This window comes from Burkholderia sp. KL41 (genome assembly GCF_057005415.2).
Map to the genome: position 1 here is coordinate 649,522 of NZ_CM174447.1, position 22,325 is coordinate 671,846.

The following is a 22,325-nucleotide window of genomic DNA, read 5'->3' on the forward strand; positions in this document are numbered from 1 at the left end:
AGCGATCCCCCGCCTGCGCCGACGAGCGCGCAGACGGGGGAGGCGGCGCCGTTACGCCGGACGCCGGCGTGCGGTTACACGCCTGCCGACGACGAAGCCAGCGGCACCGTCACCGACGTCCCGGCCGGATCGAGCGTGAGGCCCGTGCCCGGCGTCGGCCGCAGCGTTGCCTCGTTGTCGCTGGACAGGACGACGAGCCCCAGCCGGTGGCCGGCTTCCAGCTTGTAGTCACGCGGCATGAAGGTCAGCTTCAGGTCGTACGGCAAGCCGGGCAGCACGGGTTCCGACAGCCACTCGGAGAGCCGGTTGCGCGGGTCGGTCCATGCGCGCGTGACGATCGTGGCCGTACCGTCCGGCGCGCGATCGACCAGCAGGGCCGTCACGTTGGCCACCGCCGTGAAGGTCAGCCTGACGCGTGCGGTCGCGGCACCGGACAGGCGTGTCGCGGCCGTGAGCGGCGCGGTTTCGAAACGGCTGCGGTTTTCACCCGTCGCTGTGTTCGCCAGCGTGAGCGCAGGGATGCGCGCATCGTCCGTGAAGCGCGCGAGCGGGCCGCCGGTCGGCTGCCGCAGCAGCGTGCCGGTGCCTGCGCCGTCGCCGCCGGCAAAGTACGTGACCGGCGTGGCGTGGCGTGCGGCCCAGTCCGCTTCCTTCAGCAGCGTGCCGTCCGCCTGCTCGATCACCGCGCGCGGATCGCGTTCGACGCCGTTGTCGTAACCGATCAGGTAACGCGTAAACCAGCGGTTCACCTCCGCGGTCCATGCATCGGCCATCGCCGGCACGCGGGTCGGGTCGGTGTGCTTCAGGCGGTGCAGCCACAGCTGCGTCGGCACGCCCTGGCGCCGCATCGCGAGATACCACGACGTCGACTGGTCGACGCGCACGTTGTCGTCGGTCAACCCTTGCGCAACGAGCGCCGGCGCGACCGCGAAGCCGGTCGGGATGTCGCGCGCGGCCCAGAACGGCGAATAGTCGCCGGTCTTGCGGTCCTCCTGCTGCAACGCTTCGTCGATCAGGTGCGTGCAACGCTCCGGATGCGCGTTCGTCAGCAGCGCCTTGATGTACACGTCGACGTCTTCGCCCTGATAGCCTTCCGGCGCACGCACGAGCCCGCCCGAGCGGTAGTAGCCGTACATGTTCGTCAACCCGGCGACCGGCACGATCGCATCGAGCCCGCGCGTGCGCAGGCTCGCGACCATCTTCGGCAGCGTGCCGTCGTACGACACGCCGTACATGCCGACGTGGCCCGTCGACCAGTTCGCGACGACCGTCTTGCCGTTCGCGTCCTTCGCGGTCGCGTCGCGGCCGAGCCAGCGGATCACCGATGCCATCGCGACCGATTCGTCGCGCGTGAGGATCGTCGGGCAACCGTCCGAGCCGGCGGTGCCGAGCGAATCCGCGTAGACGATCGTGAAGCCGCGCGGAATGAAGTAGCCCTCGATCCACGAGCGCCCGGCGGCGGCGGCTTCCACCTGCTGCAGCATCCGCACCTGCGGCGCGGCGGCCATGATGCGCGCGGACGTCGAGGCGGTCGTAGCAGCCGGCGCATTGGCGGCGGGGTGCGGCGTGCCGTCGAGTTCGACGTCGACGTTGTGGTCGGGGCTGTCGGCGAGGCCCGCGTAGTAAGGGCTCGCGAGCACGATGACGGGCGTGCGTGCGCCGTTCGCGGTTTCGGTCGGGCGCACGATGCGCACGTGGATGCGGTCGCGCGTGCCGTCGCCGTCGGAATCGACCGACGTGTCGACCCACGCGTTCTCCTCGATCGTGCCGCCCGACAGCGACGGCTGCACCTGGCCGTTCGCGATCACGGGGCGGTAGCGGCCGCCGCTGGCCGGATTGGCGTACGGGACGCCGGACGGCGAGATGCGTGATGCGAGCGACTGCTTGTCGGCCGCCAATGCGGCGGCCCCCTCCTGTTGGCCCTGCGCGAGCGCCGAGACGCCCGCCACGCTGCCGCCGTCGTCGCCGCCGCACGCGGCGAGCGTCGTGGCCGCAACGAGCGCGGGAAGCCACGCGCGACGCAATCCGGTTCGATGAATGTCCATTGTCGACCTCTTGTTGTGATTGTCCGGAACCGGCCGGCCCGCGATATGCCCCCCGCGGCCCGGCCGGGTGCTGCATCGGATGAAGCGGAACTGCACCTTCGAAAGCGCCGGGCGCGATGCCCGGGTGTCACGGCCGGCGTCGACGCGCGTCACGCGTCGCGCAACCCGGCGGGCGTCGGGGCGACTGCATTGCCCCGACCGGAAAGCGTCGGCACGGCAGCCGGTTCATGACGCACGGTCGGCCCGGGGCCGGCGGCGCGAAATGAATGGAGGAGTGCGAATCAAATGCGGGCATGCCCGATCTTCCTTCAGGTTTCAGATGAAACGGAACGGCACGATGCGATGAGGCGGGGATGGTGCGAACGGCGGTGCTGCAACGGCAGGAAAGCGCGACGCGAGTCGGCGAGGCGAGCCGGATTGCTTTCCGGAAGCTTGCGCAAACTTATCTCAGTGAAATCCTGGTGTCAAACTTTTTTAGTTTCAGTCAAACAAAGTATTGGCACGTGCTTCACGATCGATGTGCGATCGGTCTAAATTTCCTCGAAATTTGTCCGTAAACGGTAAAAAACGGATTGAAAGGAGAGAGAGGGCATGACGATTTCAGTTACGGCAGCGAGCGGCCTGACGCTCGCGCAGATGGTGCAGGAAGCCGCGCTTGACGGGCGTCGACAGGCGGACACGGCGGCCGGGAAACCGCAGGACACGCCGCTTGAGATCCGGGCGCTGGACCCGGACGCGATGCAGGCGGCGCGCACGAAGCAGATGACGATCCTGGGCGACCTGTCGACGAAGCTGCGCGACGTCACCAGCCAGCTCGCGACGAGCCTGCAGGAGATCATCGCGAAGCGCCCGGACCTGGCCGACGCGAAGTTCGACTTCATGACCGACAACGGCCGGATCAAGGTCGTGTCGAAGACGATGACGGAGAGCGATCGCGCGTGGGTGGAGTCGACGCTGAACGCGAACGCGGGCCTCGTGCTCGCGACGCGCGAGTTTCACCAGCAGGCCGTCGACTTCGCCGAGCAGGGCGCCGCCGCGGTGGGCGACACGTTCTCCGACGACGATCGCAAGGTGGCCAGCCAGCGCGCCGACGCGGACTTCCTCTTCATGAAGGAGATGAATGCGTCCGTCGCGCGCAACCGGAAATTCGAAGAGGTCGGCGGGCATTTCACCACGCAGGACGGCACGCGGCTGAACTTCGACGAGTCGGCCGGCAGCGCACGCGGCACGCTCGCGCTGCTGGATACCGATCGTCAGTTGTCGTCGGGCGCGGCGATCTTCGTCAGCGACGTGTCGGGGCAGAAGACGTATGGCAGGCGTGCGGGCCTGATCGACGTCGGCTTCGGGAACGCGTTCGAGGACATCCTGAACGGCACCCATAGCCTCGGTTTTCACGAGACGGCATGACGGCGCGCCATGCCGAAGCGCCGCGCGCCTATTCGTCGCGCAGCGCTTCGGCCGGCCGTACCCGCGCGGCGCGCCAGCTCGGGTAGAGCGTCGCGACGCACGACATCAGGAACGCGGCCGCGGCGATCTCGATCACGTCGGCCACCGCGAGCTTCGACGGCAGCGAACTGAGGAAGTACACGGACGGCGTCAGGAAGTGGATGCCGAGCAACCGCTCGACCGCCGGCAGCACCCACGGGATGCTCACCGCGATCGCGCAGCCGAGCGCGACACCCGCCAGCGTGCCGGTGAGGCCGATCGTCATCCCCTGGATCGCGAAGATCTTCATGATCGACCCCGGCGGCGCGCCGAGCGTGCGCAGGATCGCGATGTCGCCCTGCTTCTGCGTGACGGTCATCACGAGCGACGACACGAGGTTGAACGCGGCGACCGCGACGATCAGCATCAGGATCAGCGACAGCATGCGCTTTTGCAGCCGCTCGGCCTCGAACCACGTGCGGTTCTGCCGCGTCCAGTCGCGGATGTAGAGATCGCCCGACAGCGAGCGCGACAGTTCCAGCGCGACGTCCGGCGCGCGCTGCAGATCGTCGAGGCGCAGCCGGATGCCGGTCGGCGCGCGCACGTTGAACAGCGTCTGCGCGTCGAGGATATGGATGTATGCGAGCGCGCTGTCGTACTGGTAGTGGCCCGACTCGAACGTGCCGACCACGTTGAACTGCCGGAACTGCGGCAGCGCGTCGCCGATGCGCGCGGTGTTGCCGGGCGCGAAGAACGTGATGCGGTCGCCGATCTTCACGTGCAGCGCGTCGGCCAGCGCCGAGCCGAGCACGATGCCCATCCCGCCCGGCACGAGCGCGTCGAGCCGCCCCGTCTTCGGCTTGCGCGCGATCTCGGACACGCGCGGCTCGAGCACGGGATCGATGCCGCGCAGCGCGACGCCCGTCACGCTGCCCGCGTTCGTCAGCAGCGCCTGCGCGTCGACGTAGGGCGCGACGGCGCGCACCGCCGGATTCCGCAGCGATTCGTGCGCGGTGAGCCGCCAGTCGGGCATCGCGCCGGTGGGCGAGAAGATCTCCACGTGCGCGAGCACCGACAGCATCCGGTCGCGCACTTCGGTCCGGAAACCGTTCATCACCGACAGCACGACGATCAGTGCGGCGACGCCGAGCGCGATGCCGGCCATCGCCGCGCCGGCAATGAACGACACGAAGCCGTCGCCGGCCGAGCGCCGGCCGCCGCGCGCGTAGCGCAGCCCGATCTGCCATTCGAACGGGAGTTTCAAGCGGGTTCCTTTCATTTCGATTCGATTCGTGCCGAGCCGCGCATTCTAGCGAACGCGGCGCGGGTGCGTGCAGCGGTCGGGGCGGCGCGCCGAAATCCCGCCCGACCGGCCGGTCGACGGCCGGCGTTGCGCGCCGGCACACCGATATTTCCATCGTTTCGGGTCTGATCGATAATGGCGGCCAGCATCCGGTCGAACACAACATTCCAAGCATTCCGGCGCAACCAGGGCCGCGCCGTCACAGACCAATAAATCTCGGGGAACGCCGCCGAAGCCGGCCGCACGTCCTTGAACAAGGAAATAACAACATGGATTTGCTGCGCTTCCTGCTGCTCCTGCCGATTCGCGCGGCGGGCTTCGTCTGGTGGCTGCTCGGCTGCGCGCTGCGGCCGCTGGTCGGCGACGTGTCGTGGACGGCGCCCGCGTGGATGGGCATCACCGCCGCGGCCGTGCGCCGCCGCCCGTGGCACGCCGGCGGCATCGTGCTGCTCGCGGCCGCGCTCGGCTACGGCGGTTACTGGTTCAAGCATCGGCCGAAGCCGCCGGAGCCCGAGACCGTCACTTTCACCGTGAAGGCGCCGCCGATCACCACCTATGAGGTGGACGACAGCGACAAGCCGAAGATCACCGTGCATCCGCTCGACGTCGTGTTCTCGCAATCGGCCGCGCCGATCGAGCAGGTCGGCAAGCCGGCCGGAGAGGGCATCGAGATGACGCCCGCGCTCAAGGGCGCGTGGGCGTGGGTCGACGACAAGACGTTGCGCTTCACGCCGGCGGCCGACTGGCCGGTCGGCGCGCACGTCGAGGTGCGTTTCGCGGTGCACCGGGTGTTCGCGCCGCAGGTGACGATGCACGACGACCGCTTCGCGTTCGATGTGCCCGCGTTTGCCGCCACGTTCGGCAACAACGAGTTCTACCGGAATCCCGACAATCCGGCGGAGAAACAGGCGCTGCTGCAGCTGCGGTTCAACTATCCGGTCGATCCGGCCGAATTCGAGAAGCGCATCGGCCTCGTGCTGGTCGGCCGCGACGGCAAGAATGCGACGCCGCTGCGCTACACGGTCAACTACGACAAGATGAAGACGAGCGCGTGGGTGTATTCGCAGCCGCTCGAGATTCCGCGCGATCCGCTGGTCGCACGGCTCGACGTCGACAAGGGCGTGAAGAGCGCGCGCGGCGGCAACGGCACGCCCGACGTGCTGCACGCATCGGTCGACGTGCCGGGGCTCTACAGCCTGTCGATCGACAACATCGCGCCGACGCTCGTCGACAACGAGCGCTACGAGCCCGAGCAGGTGCTCGTCGCGGAAGCGTCCGACGGCGTGCGCAGCGCCGATCTCGCATCGCGCGCGAAGGCGTGGGTGCTGCCGAAGCGCAAGCCGGGCGTCGATCAGTCGGACGACGATCCGCCATACGAATGGAACGTGGCCGACATCAGCGACGCGGTGCTGAAGCAGTCGAAGCCGCTGCCGCTCGAGGCGGTGCCCACCGAGAACGATTTCGCGACGCTGCAGAGCTTCAAGTACCACGCGACGCCGGGCGAGCGCGTCGTCGTGCGGTTCGAGGGCGACCTGAAGTCGGCCGGCGGCTACCTGCTCGGCAAGCCCGTGACGACCGCGTTCACGGTGCCCGACTATCCGAAGCTGCTGCGCTTCATGGCCGACGGTTCGCTGCTGTCGATGAGCGGCAGCAAGCGGTTGTCGGTTGTGTCGCGCAACCTGCCGGGGATGAAGGTCGAGATCGGCCGCGTGCTGCCCGACCAGCTCCAGCATCTCGTGAGCTTCAACAACGGCACGTACGCGCGGCCCGAGCTGTCGTATTCGTTCAGCGAGGATCATATCGTCGAGCGCTTCGTGCAGACGCGCGCATTCCCGGCCGGCGACCCTGGCAAGGCGCATTACGAAGGCATCGATCTCGGCCAGTACCTGAAGGGCGGCAAGCGCGGCGTGTTCCTGCTGCACCTGACGAAGTACGATCCGGCCGCCGAGAAGAAAAAGGCCGACGACGCGAAGGATGGCGATGCATCGTCCGGCGACGGCAGCCAGGATCAGTCCGACAACGCCGACTCGGGCGACAGCAGCGGAAACGACAACGACAGCGACAGCGCGCTCGGCGATACGCGCCTGATCGTCGTGACCGATCTCGGGATGCTGGTCAAGAAGGCGCTCGACGGCAGCCAGGACGTGTTCGTCCAGTCGATCCGCACGGGCAAGCCGGTTGCGGGCGCAACGGTATCGGTGCTCGCGGTGAACGGCCAGGCGCTGTTCACGCAGACGACAGCCACCGACGGCATCGTGCATTTCCCGGCGTTCAAGGGGCTCGACCGCGAGAAGCGGCCGCAGCTGTACGTCGTGAAGAAGGACACCGACCTGTCGTTCCTGCCGGTGGCCGGCCGCGATCGCCAGCTCGACTTCTCGCGTTTCGACGTCGACGGCGAGCGCAATGCGACGGGCCAGGGGCAACTGTCCGCCTACCTGTTCTCGGATCGCGGCCTGTACCGGCCCGGCGATCCGTTCCACATCGGCCTGATCGTGCGTGCCGCGAGCTGGGCGCGCAGCCCGGCCGGCGTGCCGCTGCAGGCGGAGATCGTCGACCCGCGCGGGATCACGGTCGAGCGCAAGCCGGTGACGGTCGATGCGACGGGCTTCACCGAGCTCGGCTATACGACGGCCGAAACGGCGCCGACCGGCACGTGGACGGTCAACCTGTACATCGTCAAGGACGGCCAGCCCGGCGCGGAGCCGATCGGCAGCACGGCGGTGCAGGTGAAGGAGTTCCTGCCGGATCGGATGAAGGTCGACGCGAAGCTGTCGCAGCAGGTCGTCGAAGGGTGGGTGAAGCCGAAGGGGCTGAAGGGCGTCGTCGACGCGCAGAACCTGTTCGGTACGCCGGCGGAGAAGCGTCGCGTCGCGGCGACACTGACGCTGCGCCCGGTGTGGCCGTCGTTCCGCAGCTGGCAGGGCTATCACTTCTTCGACGCGCGCCGCGCGAAGGAGGGCTACACGACGACGCTGCAGGACGGCACGACCGACGAGCACGGCCATGCCGAATTCGACCTCGACCTCGACAAGTACGCGGACTCGACCTACCAGCTCTACTTCCAGGCGAAGGCCTATGAAGCGGAAGGCGGGCGCAACGTCGCCGCGAACGCGCAGACGCTCGTGTCGAACAACGACTGGCTCGTCGGCTACAAGTCCGTCGACGATCTCGGCTACGTGAAGCGCGGCAGCCCGCGCACGGTGCGGCTCGTCGCGATCGATCCGAACGCGAAGGCGATCGACGTGAAGGGCCTGCGCGCGCAGCTGGTCGAGGAGCGCTACGTGTCGGTGCTGACCAAGCAGGATTCCGGCGCATACAAATACGATTCGCGGCTGAAGGAGGTGCCCGTCGACGAGAAGCCGCTGACGATTCCGGCGGCCGGGCTCGATTTCACGCTGCGCACCGACAAGCCGGGCAGCTATGCGCTCGTGATCCGCGACGCGGACGGCGCCGCGGTGAACCGGATCGAGTATTCGGTCACGGGCGACGCGAACGTCACGCGTTCGCTCGACCGCAACGCGGAGCTGCAGGTGAGCCTCGCGAAGCACGACTACAAGCCGGGCGAGCAGGTCGAGGTCGCGATCCGCGCGCCTTACGCGGGCAGCGGCCTGATCACGATCGAGCGCGACAAGGTGTATGCGCACGCATGGTTCCATGCGGACACGACGAGCTCGATCCAGCACATCACGGTGCCGGCCGGTTTCGAGGGCAACGGTTACATCAACGTGCAGTACATCCGCGATCCGTCGTCCGATGAAATCTTCATGAGCCCGCTGAGCTACGGCGTCGTGCCGTTCTCGGTGAACCTCGATGCGCGCCGCAACGCGCTGTCGGTCGATGCGCCGGCGCTCGTGAAACCCGGCGACACGGTGAATTTCACCGTGCATTCGGCGAAGCCCGCGAAGGTCGTCGTGTTCGCCGTCGACGAGGGCATCCTGCAGGTCGCGCGCTACAAGCTCGGTGATCCGCTGAAGTTCTTCTTCCGCAAGCGGATGCTCGAAGTCGGCACGTCGCAGATCCTCGACCTGATCCTGCCGGACTTCGAGAAGCTGATGGCGATGGCCGCGCCGGGCGGCGACGCCGACGACGCGATCGGCCGTCAGTTGAACCCGTTCAAGCGCAAGCGCGACAAGCCGGTCGTCTACTGGTCGGGGATCGTCGACGTGAACGGCGACACGCGCCTGAGCTACACCGTGCCCGACTACTTCAACGGCAAGCTGCGCGTGATGGCCGTGTCGGTGTCGCCGGACCTGGTCGGCACGTTCGAGGGCGCGACGACGGTGCGCGGCGACTTCGTGCTGTCGCCGAACGTGCCGACGACGCTCGCGCCGGGTGACGAGGCCGACGTCAGCGTCGGTGTCTCGAACAACCTGACGGGCGCCGGCAACCAGCCGGTGCCGGTCGCGGTCACGCTGAAGACGGGGCCGCAGTTGCAGGTGATCGGGCCGGCCACGCAGAACGTCGCGCTCGCGCCGCAGCACGAGGGCGTCGCGATGTTCCGCGTGAAGGCGACCGATACGCTCGGCTCGGGCGCGTTGTCGTTCGCTGCGCGCTATGGCGCGAAGGGTGCGCAGCAGCGCGTCGACGTGTCGGTGCGGCCGGCCGCCGCGTTCCGCACGCAGCTCGACATCGCGCGGCTCGACCCGGGCAAGAAGGCGAGCGTGCCGAACCTGCGGTCGATGTACGACGCGTATGCATCGCGCGACGCGAGCATCTCGACCGCGCCGCTCGTGCTGTCCGAAGGGGTGGCGTCGTATCTCGTCAATTTCGAGCACTACTGCAGCGAGCAGATGGTGAGCGCGGCCGTGCCGCGCGTGTTCGCGGCGAAGTGGCTGTCGGTGCGCGCGCTGACGAGCGCGATGCATGCGACCGACGCCGGCGCCGACACGACGAACGCGGCGGCGATCGCGCAGTTCCTCGGCGTGCTGCGCGGCCGGCAGAACGCGCAGGGCGGGTTCGGCCTGTGGAGCGCGACGCCCGACGCCGATCCGTTCGTGTCCGCGTACGCGATGCACGTGTTGCTCGACGCGCGCGAGCGCGGCATCGCCGTGCCGAAGGACATGCTCGACGCGGGCAACCAGTATCTGCAGAAGCTCGCGGCGAACGATTCGCTCGGCTCGCTCGACCTGCTGCGCCAGCGCGCTTACGCGGTGTACTTGCTGACGCGCCAGGGCAACGTGACGACCAACAGCCTCGCGGCCGTGCAGAAGCGGCTGCAGGACGCGTATCCGAACGACTGGAAGAACGACCTCGCGGCCGCATGGCTTGCCGCGTCGTATCAGCTGCTGAAGCAGGACAAGGAGGCCGCGGCGCTGATCGCGGGCCCGCAGGCGCTGCTCGAGCGCAAGCGCGCGTCCGACGGCGGTTACGTGACCGGCTACTACCTCGATCCGCTGACGCGCGACGCGAGCGTGCTGTACCTGATCGCGAAGCACTTCCCGGAGCGCGTGCGCAAGCTGTCGCCGCGCGCGATGGACAACCTCGCCGCGCCGCTCGTCGACAACCGCTACAACACGCTGTCGTCGGCGATGACGATCCTCGCGCTCGATGCGTATGCGGCGTCGAGCGCGGGGCAGCTCGACCAGCTCGCGATCGACGAGGTGCGCGCGGGCGCCGCGCCGAAGGACGTGTCGTCGATCCAGGCGAACCTCGTGCGCTCGGGGACGTGGGCGGCCGGTGCGTCGCGCGTCGACTTCGTGAACGGCAGCACGCTGCCCGCGTGGTGGATCGCGAGCCAGTCGGGCTACGACCGCGGCACGTCGACGAAGGCGATCAGGAACGGCCTGGAGATCGTGCGCGACTACACCGACACGGACGGCAAGCCGCTCGGGAAGATCACGCTCGGCCAGGAGATCGACGTACACCTGAAGATCCGCGCGACGGGCCCGGCGAACGTCGGCAACATCGCGATCGTCGACCTGCTGCCCGGCGGCTTCGATCCGGTGATCGCGCCGCCGCCCGTCACCGACACGCAGGACGGCGACAGCGACGGCGGCGCGTCGGCGTCGGCGCCGGCGGCCGATGCGCCGTGGCGTTCGCCGATCGGCGTCAAGGGCTCCACGTGGCAGCCGCAGTTCGCGGACGTGCGCGAGGACCGCGTGGTGATCTACGGCACGGCGACGACCGACGTGCGCGAGTTCGTCTACCGGATCAAGGCGAGCAACGCGGGCCGCTTCGTCGCGCCGCCGGCTTACGGCGAGTCGATGTACGACCGCCGCGTGCAGGCACAGGCACCCGGCGGCACGGCGCTGACCGTGGAGCGCGTGCGATGACGACGCGGCTGCAACGGCCGTGCCGGGTGCGCGGAGCGACCGCGCGTGGCTGACGCCCCGGTGCTGCGGCGCGCGCTGCGCGGCGCCGGCCGCTGGCTGCATCGCTGGCAGAACTGGATCGCCGGCGCGCTGCTCGTATTCGGTGCGCTGGCCGCGTGCCGGCTGTGGCCGCATCCGCCGCTGCGCGACTGGAAGCCGTCGTCGGTCGCGGTGGTCGATGCACAGGGCCGCTTGTTGCGGCTCACGCTGGCGAAGGACGACCGCTACCGCCTGTGGGTGCCGCTCGACCGGATGTCGCCGCAGCTCGTCGAGGCCGTGATGCTGCACGAGGACCGCTGGTTCCGCTGGCATCCCGGCTTCAACCCGTACGGCCTCGCACGCGGTGCGTGGATCACGTATGTGCGCGGCGGCAATCCGCAGGGCGGCTCGACGCTGACGATGCAGCTCGCGCGCTCGCTGTGGCGGCTGAACACGCGCACGCCGGCGGGCAAGCTCGAGCAGGTTGCGCGCGCGGTGCAGCTCGAACTCTTCTATTCGAAACGGCAGATCCTCGAAGCCTATCTGAACGATGCGCCGTACGGCCGCAACGTCGAAGGCGCGGGCACCGCGAGCGTCGTGTATTTCGACCGGATGCCCGATGCGCTGACGCTGCCCGAGGCGCTCGCGCTCGCGGTGATTCCGCAGGACCCCGCGCGGCGCGTGCGCGGCGGGCAGGACGAGATCAACCGTGCGCTGGCCGCGTCGCGCAACCGGCTGTATGCGCGCTGGCTGACGAAGCATCCGGGCGATGCGTCGCTCAAGCCGCTGTTCGCGTTGCCGCTTGCGATGCGGCCCTTGTCGGCGCTGCCTTTCGATGCGCCGCACGCGGTCGACCAGGCGCTCGCCGCACGCAGCGCGTGGCGCACGGCCTCGGGCGGTGCGCCGGACGACAGCGACGGCGGCGCGCGGCTCGTGACGACGCTCGATCTCGACCTGCAGCGCACGCTCGAACGGCAGATCGCGCGTTATGTCGCGCGCAACGACACCCGCGGCGTGCGCAATGCGGCGGCCATCCTCGTCGATACGCGCGACATGGGCGTGAAGGCGCTGGTCGGTTCCGCGAACTTCTTTGACCGCACGATCGACGGGCAGGTGAACGGCACGCTCGCGCGGCGCTCGCCGGGCTCGACGCTCAAGCCGTTCATCTATGCGCTCGGTTTCGACCAGGGCGTGCTGCATCCGCAAACGGTGCTGCGCGACGTGCCGACCGCGTTCGGCCCGTATGCGCCGGAGAATTTCGACGGGCATTTCCTCGGGCCGATCACCGCGACCGACGCGCTGAACCGCAGCCGCAACGTGCCGGCCGTGTGGGTCGCGTCGCAGCTCAAGTCGCCCGACCTGTACCGGTTCCTGCAGGAAGCCGGCGTGCGCCGGCTCGCGAGTGCGCAGCACTACGGGCTCGCGCTCGTGCTCGGCGGCGGCGAAGTGACGATGCAGGATCTCGCGGGCCTCTACGCGATGCTCGCGAATCGCGGCGAATTCCGGCCGCTGCGGCTGCGCGCGGACGAACCGGCGCGGCCCGGCCGGCGTTTGTTGAGCGCGGAGGCGAGCTACATGACGATGGACATGCTGCGCCAGCATCTGCACCCCGACGAAACGAGCGGCGCGCAGCCGTCGAGCGTGCCCGTCTACTGGAAGACCGGCACGTCATGGTCGTTCCGCGATGCGTGGACGGCCGGCGTGTTCGGCCCGTACGTGCTGGTCGTGTGGGTCGGCAATTTCGACAACTCGACCAATACGGCGTTCGTCGGCGTCGACGCGGCCGCGCCGCTGTTCTTCCAGGTCGTCGACGCGTTGAATGCCGAGCGCACGCTCGTCGAGCCGCCGCGCGCGGTGCCGCCGCGCCTGAAGCGCGTGCGGATCTGCCTCGCGAGCGGCGACCTGCCGAACGAGTGGTGCCCGCAGCAGGGCTGGACGTGGTTCATTCCGGGCACGTCGCCGATCCGCGTGAGCACCGTGCACCGGCCGGTCGTGATCGACGACGCGACGGGGAAGGCCGCGTGCCCGCCTTACGACGGCAAGCGCACGCATACGGAGATCTTCGAGTTCTGGCCGTCGGATCTGCAGCAGGTGTTCGTGCAGGCCGGCATTGCGCGCCGGCGGCCGCCGCAGAACGCGGAGTGCCGCGACGCGGGGCAGGTCGACGGCGATCCGCCGCGCATCACGTCGCCGCTGCGCGGCAGTACGTATGCGATGCGCGTGAAGAGTACGGAGGAGACGCGCATCGCGTTCAACGCGACGGCCGATGCGAGCGCGCATGCGCTGTACTGGTTCGTCAACGATGCGTTCGTCGGGCGCAGCGTGCCGGGCGATGCGCTGTTCTGGCAGCCGCGGACGGCAGGCAGCTATACGGTGCGCGTGGTCGACGATCACGGCCGCGGCGACCAGCGGCCGCTGGCGGTGGGGCTCGAACAGTAATGGACGACGGCCTGCCGGTGCAGGCCCGGACTCAGACGCTGTAGCCGATCCGCAGCACGCCCCATGGCCGTCCGCCGACGACGATGGGTGCGGAAACATCCTTCATCAGCGCGAAGTTGCCGTTGCCCATGTCGCGCCGATAGGTCTGCAGCAGGAACGGCTTGGTATGCGACACGGAGGTGCGCGCCGTGCGGTCCGTGTAGATCCGGCGATTCCGGCAGTTCGCGGCGTTCCACGCGGCGTCCGCGCGCTGGGGCAGCGAGAATTTCCGGTTGTGGGTCGGCAGGTAGCACTGCCGGTCGAAGCTTGCGCAATAGACGATGCGTGCATCGATCCCGAGCACCGGCTCCTGGATGGCCGGCAGCACGCGATCGGTGAAGTCGGTGAAGCGCGTCATGAACTGCTGCGGATCGGTGCCGGGAATCGGCACGTAGTGCGCGTCGAAGAGTGCGTCGAGTGCGATTTCGCCGCGCCCGACCGCATCCTCGAAGAGCTTGCTGATCGCGGCGGCCGTGTGCCGCGCGGTGTCGATCAGGCGCGTGTCGGGCGATTCGATGCCGGTCGCGGCCGTGAGTTCGATGAGCGTCTCGGAGACGGAGAGCAGGTTGCCGAGCCGGTCCTTGGCCTGCGAGAAGTTGTCGCTCGAATCCTCGACGCCGGATGCCATCTCGCCGACCTGTTCGTCGAGCCGGTGGCATTGCGTCTCGATTTCGTCCGTCAGCGACGCGATCTGCTCGGCCTCGCCGGCGAGCTCGGTGATCGCGTGCCCGGTCGCGTGCACGACCTCGCCGATCGTACGCGTGCCCTCGCGCACGCGATGCGCGCGGGCGGCGTTGTCGGTTCCTTCCGCGATCAGGTGTTCGGTCTGCTCGGCGAGGCGCGCGAGGGTCGTCTCGATCTGGGCCGTTGCCTGTCCGGTCTTCGCGGACAGGTTCTTGACCTCGGCCGCGACGACGGCGAAGCTGCGGCCCGAATCGCCGGCGCGTGCGGCCTCGATCGCGGCGTTCAGCGCGAGCAGGTGAGTCTGTCGCGCGATCACGGAGATCTCCTCGGACACGGCGCGTACATGATCGAGCGCGTCGCGCAGCGCACCCATCTGGTTGCCGATCGACGTGACGCCTTCGACGAGGCCGTGAATGTCGGCGAGCGACGCCTCGATCGTCTGTTGCGACTGGCGAACCGCGTCCGACGCATTCGCGCTCACGGCGCGCACCTGCTGCGCGGCCTCGGCAATCCGGTGGTTGCCGCGCAACGTGACGGCGGCCGATTCGCGCAGCGTGTGGCAGACCTCCGCCTGTCGGGCGACGCGGGCCGCGACTTCCTCGACGTGACCCGACACGTCGCAGATCTCGATGCCGAGCTTGCCGGCCTGCTCGGCGATGTCGCCGACGAGCGCGCGCGACGAACGGTGGCCGCGGCCGATTCCGAAGAAGTTCACGTTGCAGGGTCTCCTTGAAGGCACGCGTGCCTGGTTATTGGCGGATGCTGGGCGTGCGTTCCTGTCTTGACGGCAGCGAGGGCACGGACTTGAGGTCGGGTAAACATCGAGACCGGGATCGGGGTGGCGGGTCGTCCGGCCGGTGCCGCGCGTTGCCTGCCATTCACGGCGTTTGCTGCTTTTGCGGCGTTTGCGGCAGCCGTGTTCCGGCGCCGGGCCGGTCGGGCGCACGCGGGCTGCCCGGCCGGCCCGGCGCGTCGCGCCGCGTCAGAACACGTGGTGGATGCCGGCGTTGACGCCGACCGTCGTGCCCGGCAACCCGAACAGCGCGCCGCCGGTGATGCCGAGGCCCGTATTCATCGCGCCATGGTTGTTGACGACACCGACCTGCGCGTACAGGCCCGTTCGTTTCGACAGGCTGTAGTCGGCGCCGATCGCGGCGAGCAGCGAATGATTGTGCGAATCGTTGCGATCGATCGTGTACCACGCGCCGGTGTTCAGGTCGAGGGCCGGCGTGACGCGATAGTCGAGGCCGGCGCTGTACACGTTGTTGCTGAACGAACCGGCAACCTTGTAGCTCGTGAACGACGCCTTGCCGGTCACGGGCCCGAACGTGTAGGCGGTGCCGATCGTGCGGCCGACGAACGCGACCGCGCTCGATACCGGCGTCGGCGACGTGCCGCCGTTGCCGTCGTAGAGCGCCGCGTTGAGCATGAAGCCGCCGTTCGCATACGTGAGACTGCCGGAATACTGGCGTCCCGCCTGGAAGTCCCCGGCTTTTCCGCCGAATCCGAACATCGCGCTGCCCGTGAGCCCGGCGATCGTCGGGCTCGTGTACGAAATCGCATTCGGGTTGAAGAGGCCGGTGACGAGCACGTTGTCGACGTAGGGGATCAGCGCGGCGCCGAAGTGCGAAACGTTGCGCGGGTCCGATCCGAGCACCGCGAGCACGAACGGCGAGAACTGCAGGCCGATCTTCGTTTCGCCGAACCCGCCGTCGATCCCGATCCACGCCTGGCGGCCGAAGAAGTTGCCGTTCGAATGGCCGAACGCCCCGTCGGTGATGTTGAAGCCGCTCTCGAGCTTGAATTTCGCGTGCAGCCCGCCGCCGAGATCCTCGGTACCCGTCAAGCCGAAGTTGGTCGGCGTCATGCCGGTGTCGGTCAGCGCGAACTGGCGGCCCGCATTGCCGCCGGTCGTCGAGTCGAGCGACCGGCTCGTGTAAAGCAACGCGGCGTCGAGGTCGCCGTACAGCGTGACGCTGCTCTGCGCGAAAACACTCGTGCTCGCCGCCGCGCCGAGCAGCGCCGCGCAAATCGTCCGTGTCGTGATCTTCATCGTCTGTCTCCGTTTTGTTGAATTTAGTAATACGTATAGCTAATTAATATTGCGGCGGCGGAATCGACGCGTGCCGCCTGCACGCCGTGCCGTCGGGGAACGCACGGCGGTGCTTCGCGAGGGCCGGGATGCGACCGCATCCCGGCACCGCGACGAAGCGAAACGCTCCGCCCGGGCGGGCGGTGTTACAGCGAACGATTCAACTGCTCGAGGATGGCCGGGTTCTCGAGCGTGGACGTGTCCTGCGTGATCGCTTCGCCCTTGGCGAGCGAACGCAGCAGGCGCCGCATGATCTTGCCCGAGCGCGTCTTCGGCAGGTTGTCGCCGAAGCGGATGTCCTTCGGCTTCGCGATCGGCCCGATCTGCTTGCCGACCCAGTCGCGCAGCGTCTTCGCGAGCGCCGCGGCCTCCTCGCCTTCCGGACGCGAACGCTTGAGCACCACGAACGCGACCACCGCCTCGCCCGTCGTGTCGTCAGGACGGCCGACCACGGCCGCCTCGGCCACCAGCTCGTGCGAGACCAGCGCCGATTCGATCTCCATCGTGCCGAGCCGGTGGCCCGACACGTTCAGCACGTCGTCGATCCGGCCCATGATCGTGAAGTAGCCGGTGTCCTTGTCGCGCACGGTGCCGTCGCCGGCGAGATAGAGCGTGCCGCCGAGTTCTTCCGGGTAGTAGCTCTTCTTGAAGCGTTCCGGGTCGCCCCAGATCGTGCGGATCATCGCGGGCCACGGGCGCTTGACGACGAGAATGCCGCCTTGCCCGTTCGGCACGTCCTGGCCGGTTTCGTCGACCACCGCGGCCATGATGCCCGGCAGCGGCAGCGTGCACGAACCGGGCACGGTCGGCGTCGCGCCCGGCAGCGGCGTGATCATGTGGCCGCCCGTCTCGGTCTGCCACCACGTATCGACGATCGGGCAGCGCTCTTGGCCGACGTGCTTGTGATACCACATCCACGCTTCCGGATTGATCGGCTCGCCGACCGTGCCGATGATGCGCAGGCTCGACAGGTCGTAGCTCTTCGGATGCACCTTGTCGTCGGCTTCGGCGGCCTTGATCAGCGAACGGATCGCGGTCGGCGCGGTGTAGAACACGCTGACCTTGTGGTCGCCGATCATCTTCCAGAAGCGGCCGGCGTCAGGCCAGGTCGGCACGCCCTCGAACACGACCTGCGTGCCGCCGCAGGCGAGCGGGCCGTACGTGATGTACGTGTGGCCGGTGACCCAGCCGATGTCGGCCGTGCACCAGAACACGTCGGTGGGCTTCCAGTCGAAGGTCCACTTCATCGTCTGCGCGGCCCACAGCAGGTAGCCGCCGGTGCCGTGCTGCACGCCCTTCGGCTTGCCGGTCGAGCCCGACGTGTACAGGATGAACAGCGGATGCTCGGCGCTCACCCATTCCGGCTCGCACGTGTCGGATTCGGCGGCCGTCAGTTCGTGCATCCACAGGTCGCGCTCCGCATGCCAGTCGATCTTGCCGCCGGTGCGGCGATAGACGATCACGCTCTTCACCGCTTCGCAGCCGCCCAGCGCGAGCGCCTCGTCGGCGATGCTCTTGAGCGGCAGCGTCTTGCCGCCGCGCGCCTGCTCGTCGGCCGTGATCAGCGCCGTTGCGCCGACGTCGACGAGCCGCTCGTTCAGCGACTTCGCGGAGAAGCCGCCGAACACGACCGAGTGGGTCGCGCCGATGCGCGCGCAGGCCTGCATCGCGACGATGCCTTCGATCGACATCGGGATATAGATGACGACGCGGTCGCCCTTGCCGATGCCGCGCTTCTTCAGCGCATTCGCGAAACGCGACACGCGGGCGAGGAGATCCGCATAGGTGACGCGCGTGACGGTGCCGTCGTCGGCTTCGAAGATCACCGCGACGCGCTCGCCGTTGCCGGCTTCGACGTGACGGTCGAGGCAGTTGTACGACGCGTTCAGCTCGCCGTCGTCGAACCACTTGTAGAACGGCGCGTTGGACTCGTCGAGCACTTTGGTGAACGGCTTGTGCCACGCGAGGCCCTCGCGCGCGAGGCGCGCCCAGAAGCCTTCGTAATCACGCTCGGCCTCGGCGACGAGCGCCCGATAGGCCGGCATGCCGGAAATGGTCGCCGCCTGCTCGAGCGCCGCGGGCGGCGCAAACTGGCGGGTTTCGTGAAGAACCGATTCAATCGTGGACAAGCGTGTCTCCATGCGTTCTTGGGATGCAGGGCTGCTGTTCGGGAAAACGCAACATGCGTGCCAGCGTCAGCGATCGATGCGCGCATTCGGCGAAAGTCACGGCGCACCGTGCGCGTTTCGAGCGATCCGGTCGAACGGGCGACGGGGTGGATACCGTCAAGCAGAAGCCGGCCGTTCATAAATGCAGCACATCGTGTTGCAGTCCTCAACAGGTGGCGCGCGCCGGGGAAGGTGGTCGGCCGCTCGATCCGGAGCGCGGTGGGGCGACCTGGCGGCGTCAGGCGATCAGCGACCGAAGCGTTGGTGCGTGCCCGAACTGTCTGATCCGTTCGAGCGCCGACACCTCGATCTGGCGAACGCGTTCGGCGGACAGGTTCAGTTGCCGGCCGATCTCGCGCAGCGAATACTCGCTTTCGACGTCGATGCCGTACCTCAAGCGAAGAATCCACGCTTCACGTGCCGGCAGGCGGTCGATCAGCGCCGCAACCGCCGCGCGAAGCTGGCGGGCGCTCGCGGATTCTTCCGGGGTCGGTGCGGCGTGGTCGATCGCGACGTCGCACAACGTGAGGTCGTGATCGGGCGAAACGGGCAGGTCCGCGGAGATGGGCTCGCGCACGATATCCATCAGATCCCGCACCTTGTCGACCGGGATCCGCATCTGCGCCGAGAGCGTCGGGGCGCCGGCAACTTCGCCGGTTCGTTGCGCATGCGTTCGCGCGAGGCGGGCCAGCTTGTTGATCGCGTCGACCGTATGCGCGGGCACGCGGATCGTGCGGCCCTGATCGGCGATCGCATGCGTGATGGCCTGCCGGACCCACCAGGTCGCATACGTTGCGAATTTGAAGCCGCGCCGGTGATCGTAGCGATCGACGGCCTTCATCAGGCCGAGATTGCCCTCCTGGATCAGGTCGAGAAACTGCAGGCCGCGATCGGGATAGCGCTTGGCGATCGACACGACGAGCCGCAGATTGCTCTGGAACAGCTTCGTTCTCGCGGGCTGCATCGCGCGCTCGATACGCGACAGTCGCGTGTCGAGCGCGATCGCGATGTCGAGCGGCAGGCTCGCCTCGCAGGCGAGGCCGGCGAGCGCGGTGCGTGCTTCGATCAGCGCCGGCGCGCGGCGGGTGAGGGCGGCGGCACAGTCGGCATGCGCGGCGATGCAGTCGATCATCCATGCGCGCACGTCGTCGCATGGCATGAAGAGGTCACGGCGCGGCGAATCGGTGCGGATGCCCGATTCGGCCAGGATGTCGACGATGCGCTTCTCGAACTTGCGTGCTCGCGTCGCACGGTCGCGAATCGCGCGGCCGATGCGTTCGATCGCTCGCGCGGTGAAGCGGATCCTGCCGGTCGACGCGGCGGCCTCGCGAAGCAGCGTCCGGTAACCGGCCGACGCGAAACCGCCGGTGCGCAATGCGTGCTGCATCCCGGCGGCCAGCGCGCCGGCGCGGTCGAGCGATGCGACGACGCTGTCGCGCCATGCGGGGCTGTCCGGCGCGCGATCCGTGTCGTCCTCCCCCTCCGGTGATTCCATGGTCGAATCAGGCGCCGTTGCGTTGCCGGGCGACTCCCCGGGTAAAGTCGCGGGCGCTTCGTCAAGCGATTCGGCGTCGCCGACGAACCCCGTCACGTAGACCGATGCCGCGACCTTGCCGGCGCGGATGTCGCCGGCGATCGACGCGACGGCGTCGAGCGCAGCCGGGTCGCGGCTCAATGCGTCGATGCACGCCGCGCGCCCACTTTCCAGATGAAGCGCGAGCGCGATCTCTTCTTCGCGGTCGAGCAGCGGTGTCGCGCTCATTTCACGCAGGTAGATGCGGACGGGATCGCTCGTGCGGGCCGCGAGCAGATCGGCGGTCGCGAGCGGGGCCGACGCGTCGGCGAGCGGCGACGTCGTGTCCGTCGCTCGCGCGAAATGACGATCGAGCGTCCATGCGCTTCGCGAGTCGACGTGCTCGCGTACCTCGATCCCCCATTCGCCGAGCATCGACGCGGCGGCGTCGAAATCCGCGCCGTCTGCGGTATCGTCGGGCAACGCGTCGACGATTTCACCGCGCGTCACGTAGCCGCGCCCGATGCCCAGCGCGACCAGCGCATTCAAGCGATCCGTGCGCTCCGCATTCGCGCCGCCGCGCGGCGCGCCGTCGTGTTCGCGCCCGCGCCCGGGATCAAGCAAGCTTTGCATAGACGTTGCACCAGCCTTCGGCGGCGACCGCCTTGCCGCCGAACATCGGACACGTGCCGGAGGATTCGCCGGCGCCGGCCTTGTAGAAGCGGCAGTTCGAGCACGTCTGGCCGGCCTGGTACTTCGGGAACTTGCCTGCATCGACGGTCGTCGCTTTCGCGCGGTAGCCGAGCGTCTTCGCGGCCGCGTCGTTTTCGTCGACGAGCGGCGCTGCCGCGAATGCGCCGGTTCCGGCTGCGAATGCGGCACACAGGCCGGCGGTCTGAACGATGAAGGTTCTGCGAGTGCGGGAGATCATGTCGTTTTCCTGAATAAAAAACCATTCCCGCGCGCCGGGATGGCTTCCCGGCGCGGCGGTCGATCGAAGCGAAGGGAGAAAGGCGTTATTTGCGCGGGCCGGCGACGAGCGGCGCCTTCGACGAGGTGGCGACATCGGCGGTCAGCTTGCTCTTCGACGCGTCATAACCGTTCGAATAGAGCAGGAACGCCATCAGGTCCTCGTATTCCTGTGCCGTCATCTTGCCGGGGCGATCGGCCGGCATGTTGTTCGACATGTACTGGAAGATGCCGCCGACCGTGATGTGCGACTTGCCCTCGGGCGCGAAGGATTCCCCGCTCAGCGCGGGGGCGGTATTGCCTTCGAGCTGGTCGCCGTGGCATTTCGCGCAGGCGTCGCCATAGAGCTTCTTGCCGTGCTGTGCCTGCGCATTGTCGAACGACGGCACGCCGCTTTCGTCACTCGCCGAGACCTTGATGAAGCCGCCCGTCGCGGATGCTCCGCCGGCGAGCAGCACGCCGGTGCGCGAATGCCCGGCCGACGCGACCGCGCCGTCGAGGAAGCGGCCGCGCGACGGCGTATTGGCCGCTTGAGCGATGTTTTCCGGCAGGTTCCAGCCGCGTGTGAGCGCGGCGATCCGGCCGTTGGCATTCAGCCGCGACAACGCCGCGTCGATGCGCTGCCGCAGCGCGTCCCGATCGGGGCCGAACGCGAACGCGAGCTGCCAGTCTGAGTACGGCGACGCCGTGGCCGCGATCCGGAACGGCTGGCCGGGATGCGCACGCCGGTACGCCACGACGCTCGGATACCAGACGATCGCGCGCTGGGCGCGACCGGTCGCGAGCGCGTCGATGGTCTTCTCGGACGTGTTCTCGAGATCGAAGCGGGCATTCGTCGCCTGTGCCGCGATCAGTTGCGACGGGCTCGAGTACGTGGCCGCGATCGTTTCCTTGCCGGTGGACGGTGCATGCGCGTCGCGCAGCGTCACGCTGACGTAGCTGGAGCGCAGATACCCCTGCGAGAAACTCATCCGGGCATTCGATGCATCGGCGATCGCCGAGCGCGGGAAGCCGGCGATCATGTCGCAGTCGCGTTCGAGCGATTGCTTCAGTTCGGCGGCGGAGATGCCGTCGTCGCCGCCGTCGTCGTCCACGCCGCGCCGGTTGAACGAGGCGGCGATGCCGGCAGTTCGCAGCACTTCACGTGCGACCGACATGTCGAGGGTGGCGGTCGGGCTGCCCGGCAGCGTGCAGACGCGCACGCCGCCGGCCGCGGCGGACATCGGGGTCAGCGCCACGCCCGCGGCGAGCAGACTGGCGAGGGTCAGGGGAGCGAGTCGAGTCTTCATGGTCGTGCATTCCGGTTGAAACAGTGGGGGCGTCGCGCCCGGATCGGGCGCATGCCGGGCGCGACGCGC

12 protein-coding genes are annotated in these 22,325 nt (G+C 68.5%); 3 read left to right on the forward strand and 9 right to left on the reverse strand.

Annotation, left to right across the window (positions count from 1 at the left end; all coding sequences use genetic code 11):
* Positions 1 to 74: 74 nt before the first annotated feature.
* On the reverse strand, positions 75 to 2,045 hold the full coding sequence (locus tag PQB87_RS20540; RefSeq protein ID WP_489243614.1) for a Xaa-Pro dipeptidyl-peptidase: 1,971 nt from the start codon (positions 2,043 to 2,045) through the stop codon (positions 75 to 77).
* Positions 2,046 to 2,636: 591 nt separating this feature from the next.
* Here PQB87_RS20540 and PQB87_RS20545 point away from each other — a divergent pair.
* Entirely contained in the window at positions 2,637 to 3,452 is an 816-nt protein-coding gene (locus tag PQB87_RS20545; RefSeq protein ID WP_059682329.1) for a hypothetical protein, read from the forward strand.
* A 28-nt stretch (positions 3,453 to 3,480) separates the two neighbouring features.
* On the opposite strand, the gene PQB87_RS20550 is transcribed toward PQB87_RS20545, so the two are convergent.
* Both PQB87_RS20550 and PQB87_RS20555 read right to left on the reverse strand, forming a co-directional pair.
* On the reverse strand, positions 3,481 to 4,734 hold the full coding sequence (locus PQB87_RS20550) for a lipoprotein-releasing ABC transporter permease subunit (RefSeq protein WP_489243616.1): 1,254 nt from the start codon (positions 4,732 to 4,734) through the stop codon (positions 3,481 to 3,483).
* 11 nt (positions 4,735 to 4,745) lie between these two features.
* The gene (locus tag PQB87_RS20555) at positions 4,746 to 5,030 is read right to left on the reverse strand and encodes a hypothetical protein (protein ID WP_133295778.1); all 285 of its coding nucleotides are present in this window, start codon (positions 5,028 to 5,030) and stop codon (positions 4,746 to 4,748) included.
* Positions 5,031 to 5,042: 12 nt separating this feature from the next.
* Here PQB87_RS20555 and PQB87_RS20560 point away from each other — a divergent pair, with 12 nt between their 5' ends.
* Both PQB87_RS20560 and pbpC read left to right on the forward strand, forming a co-directional pair.
* Complete coding sequence (locus PQB87_RS20560) at positions 5,043 to 11,045, forward strand: MG2 domain-containing protein (RefSeq protein WP_489243617.1); 6,003 nt, start codon at positions 5,043 to 5,045, stop codon at positions 11,043 to 11,045.
* Between the two features lie 45 nt (positions 11,046 to 11,090).
* Positions 11,091 to 13,502 carry a penicillin-binding protein 1C gene (pbpC, locus tag PQB87_RS20565; protein ID WP_489243619.1) on the forward strand — a complete coding sequence of 804 codons (2,412 nt, stop codon included), beginning with the start codon at positions 11,091 to 11,093 and terminating at the stop codon, positions 13,500 to 13,502.
* A 31-nt stretch (positions 13,503 to 13,533) separates the two neighbouring features.
* Here pbpC and PQB87_RS20570 read toward each other — a convergent pair whose 3' ends face one another.
* The 6 genes from PQB87_RS20570 to PQB87_RS20595 all read right to left on the reverse strand — a co-directional run bounded on the left by PQB87_RS20570 (position 13,534) and on the right by PQB87_RS20595 (position 22,256).
* The gene (locus PQB87_RS20570) at positions 13,534 to 14,940 is read right to left on the reverse strand and encodes a methyl-accepting chemotaxis protein (RefSeq protein ID WP_489243621.1); all 1,407 of its coding nucleotides are present in this window, start codon (positions 14,938 to 14,940) and stop codon (positions 13,534 to 13,536) included.
* Positions 14,941 to 15,207: 267 nt separating this feature from the next.
* Positions 15,208 to 16,278 carry a porin gene (locus tag PQB87_RS20575; RefSeq protein WP_489243622.1) on the reverse strand — a complete coding sequence of 357 codons (1,071 nt, stop codon included), beginning with the start codon at positions 16,276 to 16,278 and terminating at the stop codon, positions 15,208 to 15,210.
* Positions 16,279 to 16,463: 185 nt separating this feature from the next.
* A complete protein-coding gene (gene acs / locus PQB87_RS20580) occupies positions 16,464 to 18,446 on the reverse strand; it encodes an acetate--CoA ligase (RefSeq protein WP_489243624.1) in 1,983 nt (660 codons plus the stop codon).
* Positions 18,447 to 18,723: 277 nt separating this feature from the next.
* On the reverse strand, positions 18,724 to 20,631 hold the full coding sequence (locus tag PQB87_RS20585; protein WP_489243625.1) for a sigma-70 family RNA polymerase sigma factor: 1,908 nt from the start codon (positions 20,629 to 20,631) through the stop codon (positions 18,724 to 18,726).
* Positions 20,615 to 20,929 (reverse strand): high-potential iron-sulfur protein, encoded by a 315-nt coding sequence (locus PQB87_RS20590; RefSeq protein ID WP_060067067.1) that lies wholly within the window; start codon positions 20,927 to 20,929, stop codon positions 20,615 to 20,617. Before PQB87_RS20590 ends, PQB87_RS20585 begins: the two co-directional genes overlap by 17 nt.
* 85 nt (positions 20,930 to 21,014) lie before the next feature.
* Positions 21,015 to 22,256: a c-type cytochrome gene (locus tag PQB87_RS20595; RefSeq protein ID WP_489243627.1), complete on the reverse strand. Its 1,242-nt coding sequence runs from the start codon at positions 22,254 to 22,256 to the stop codon at positions 21,015 to 21,017.
* Positions 22,257 to 22,325: the final 69 nt, after the last annotated feature.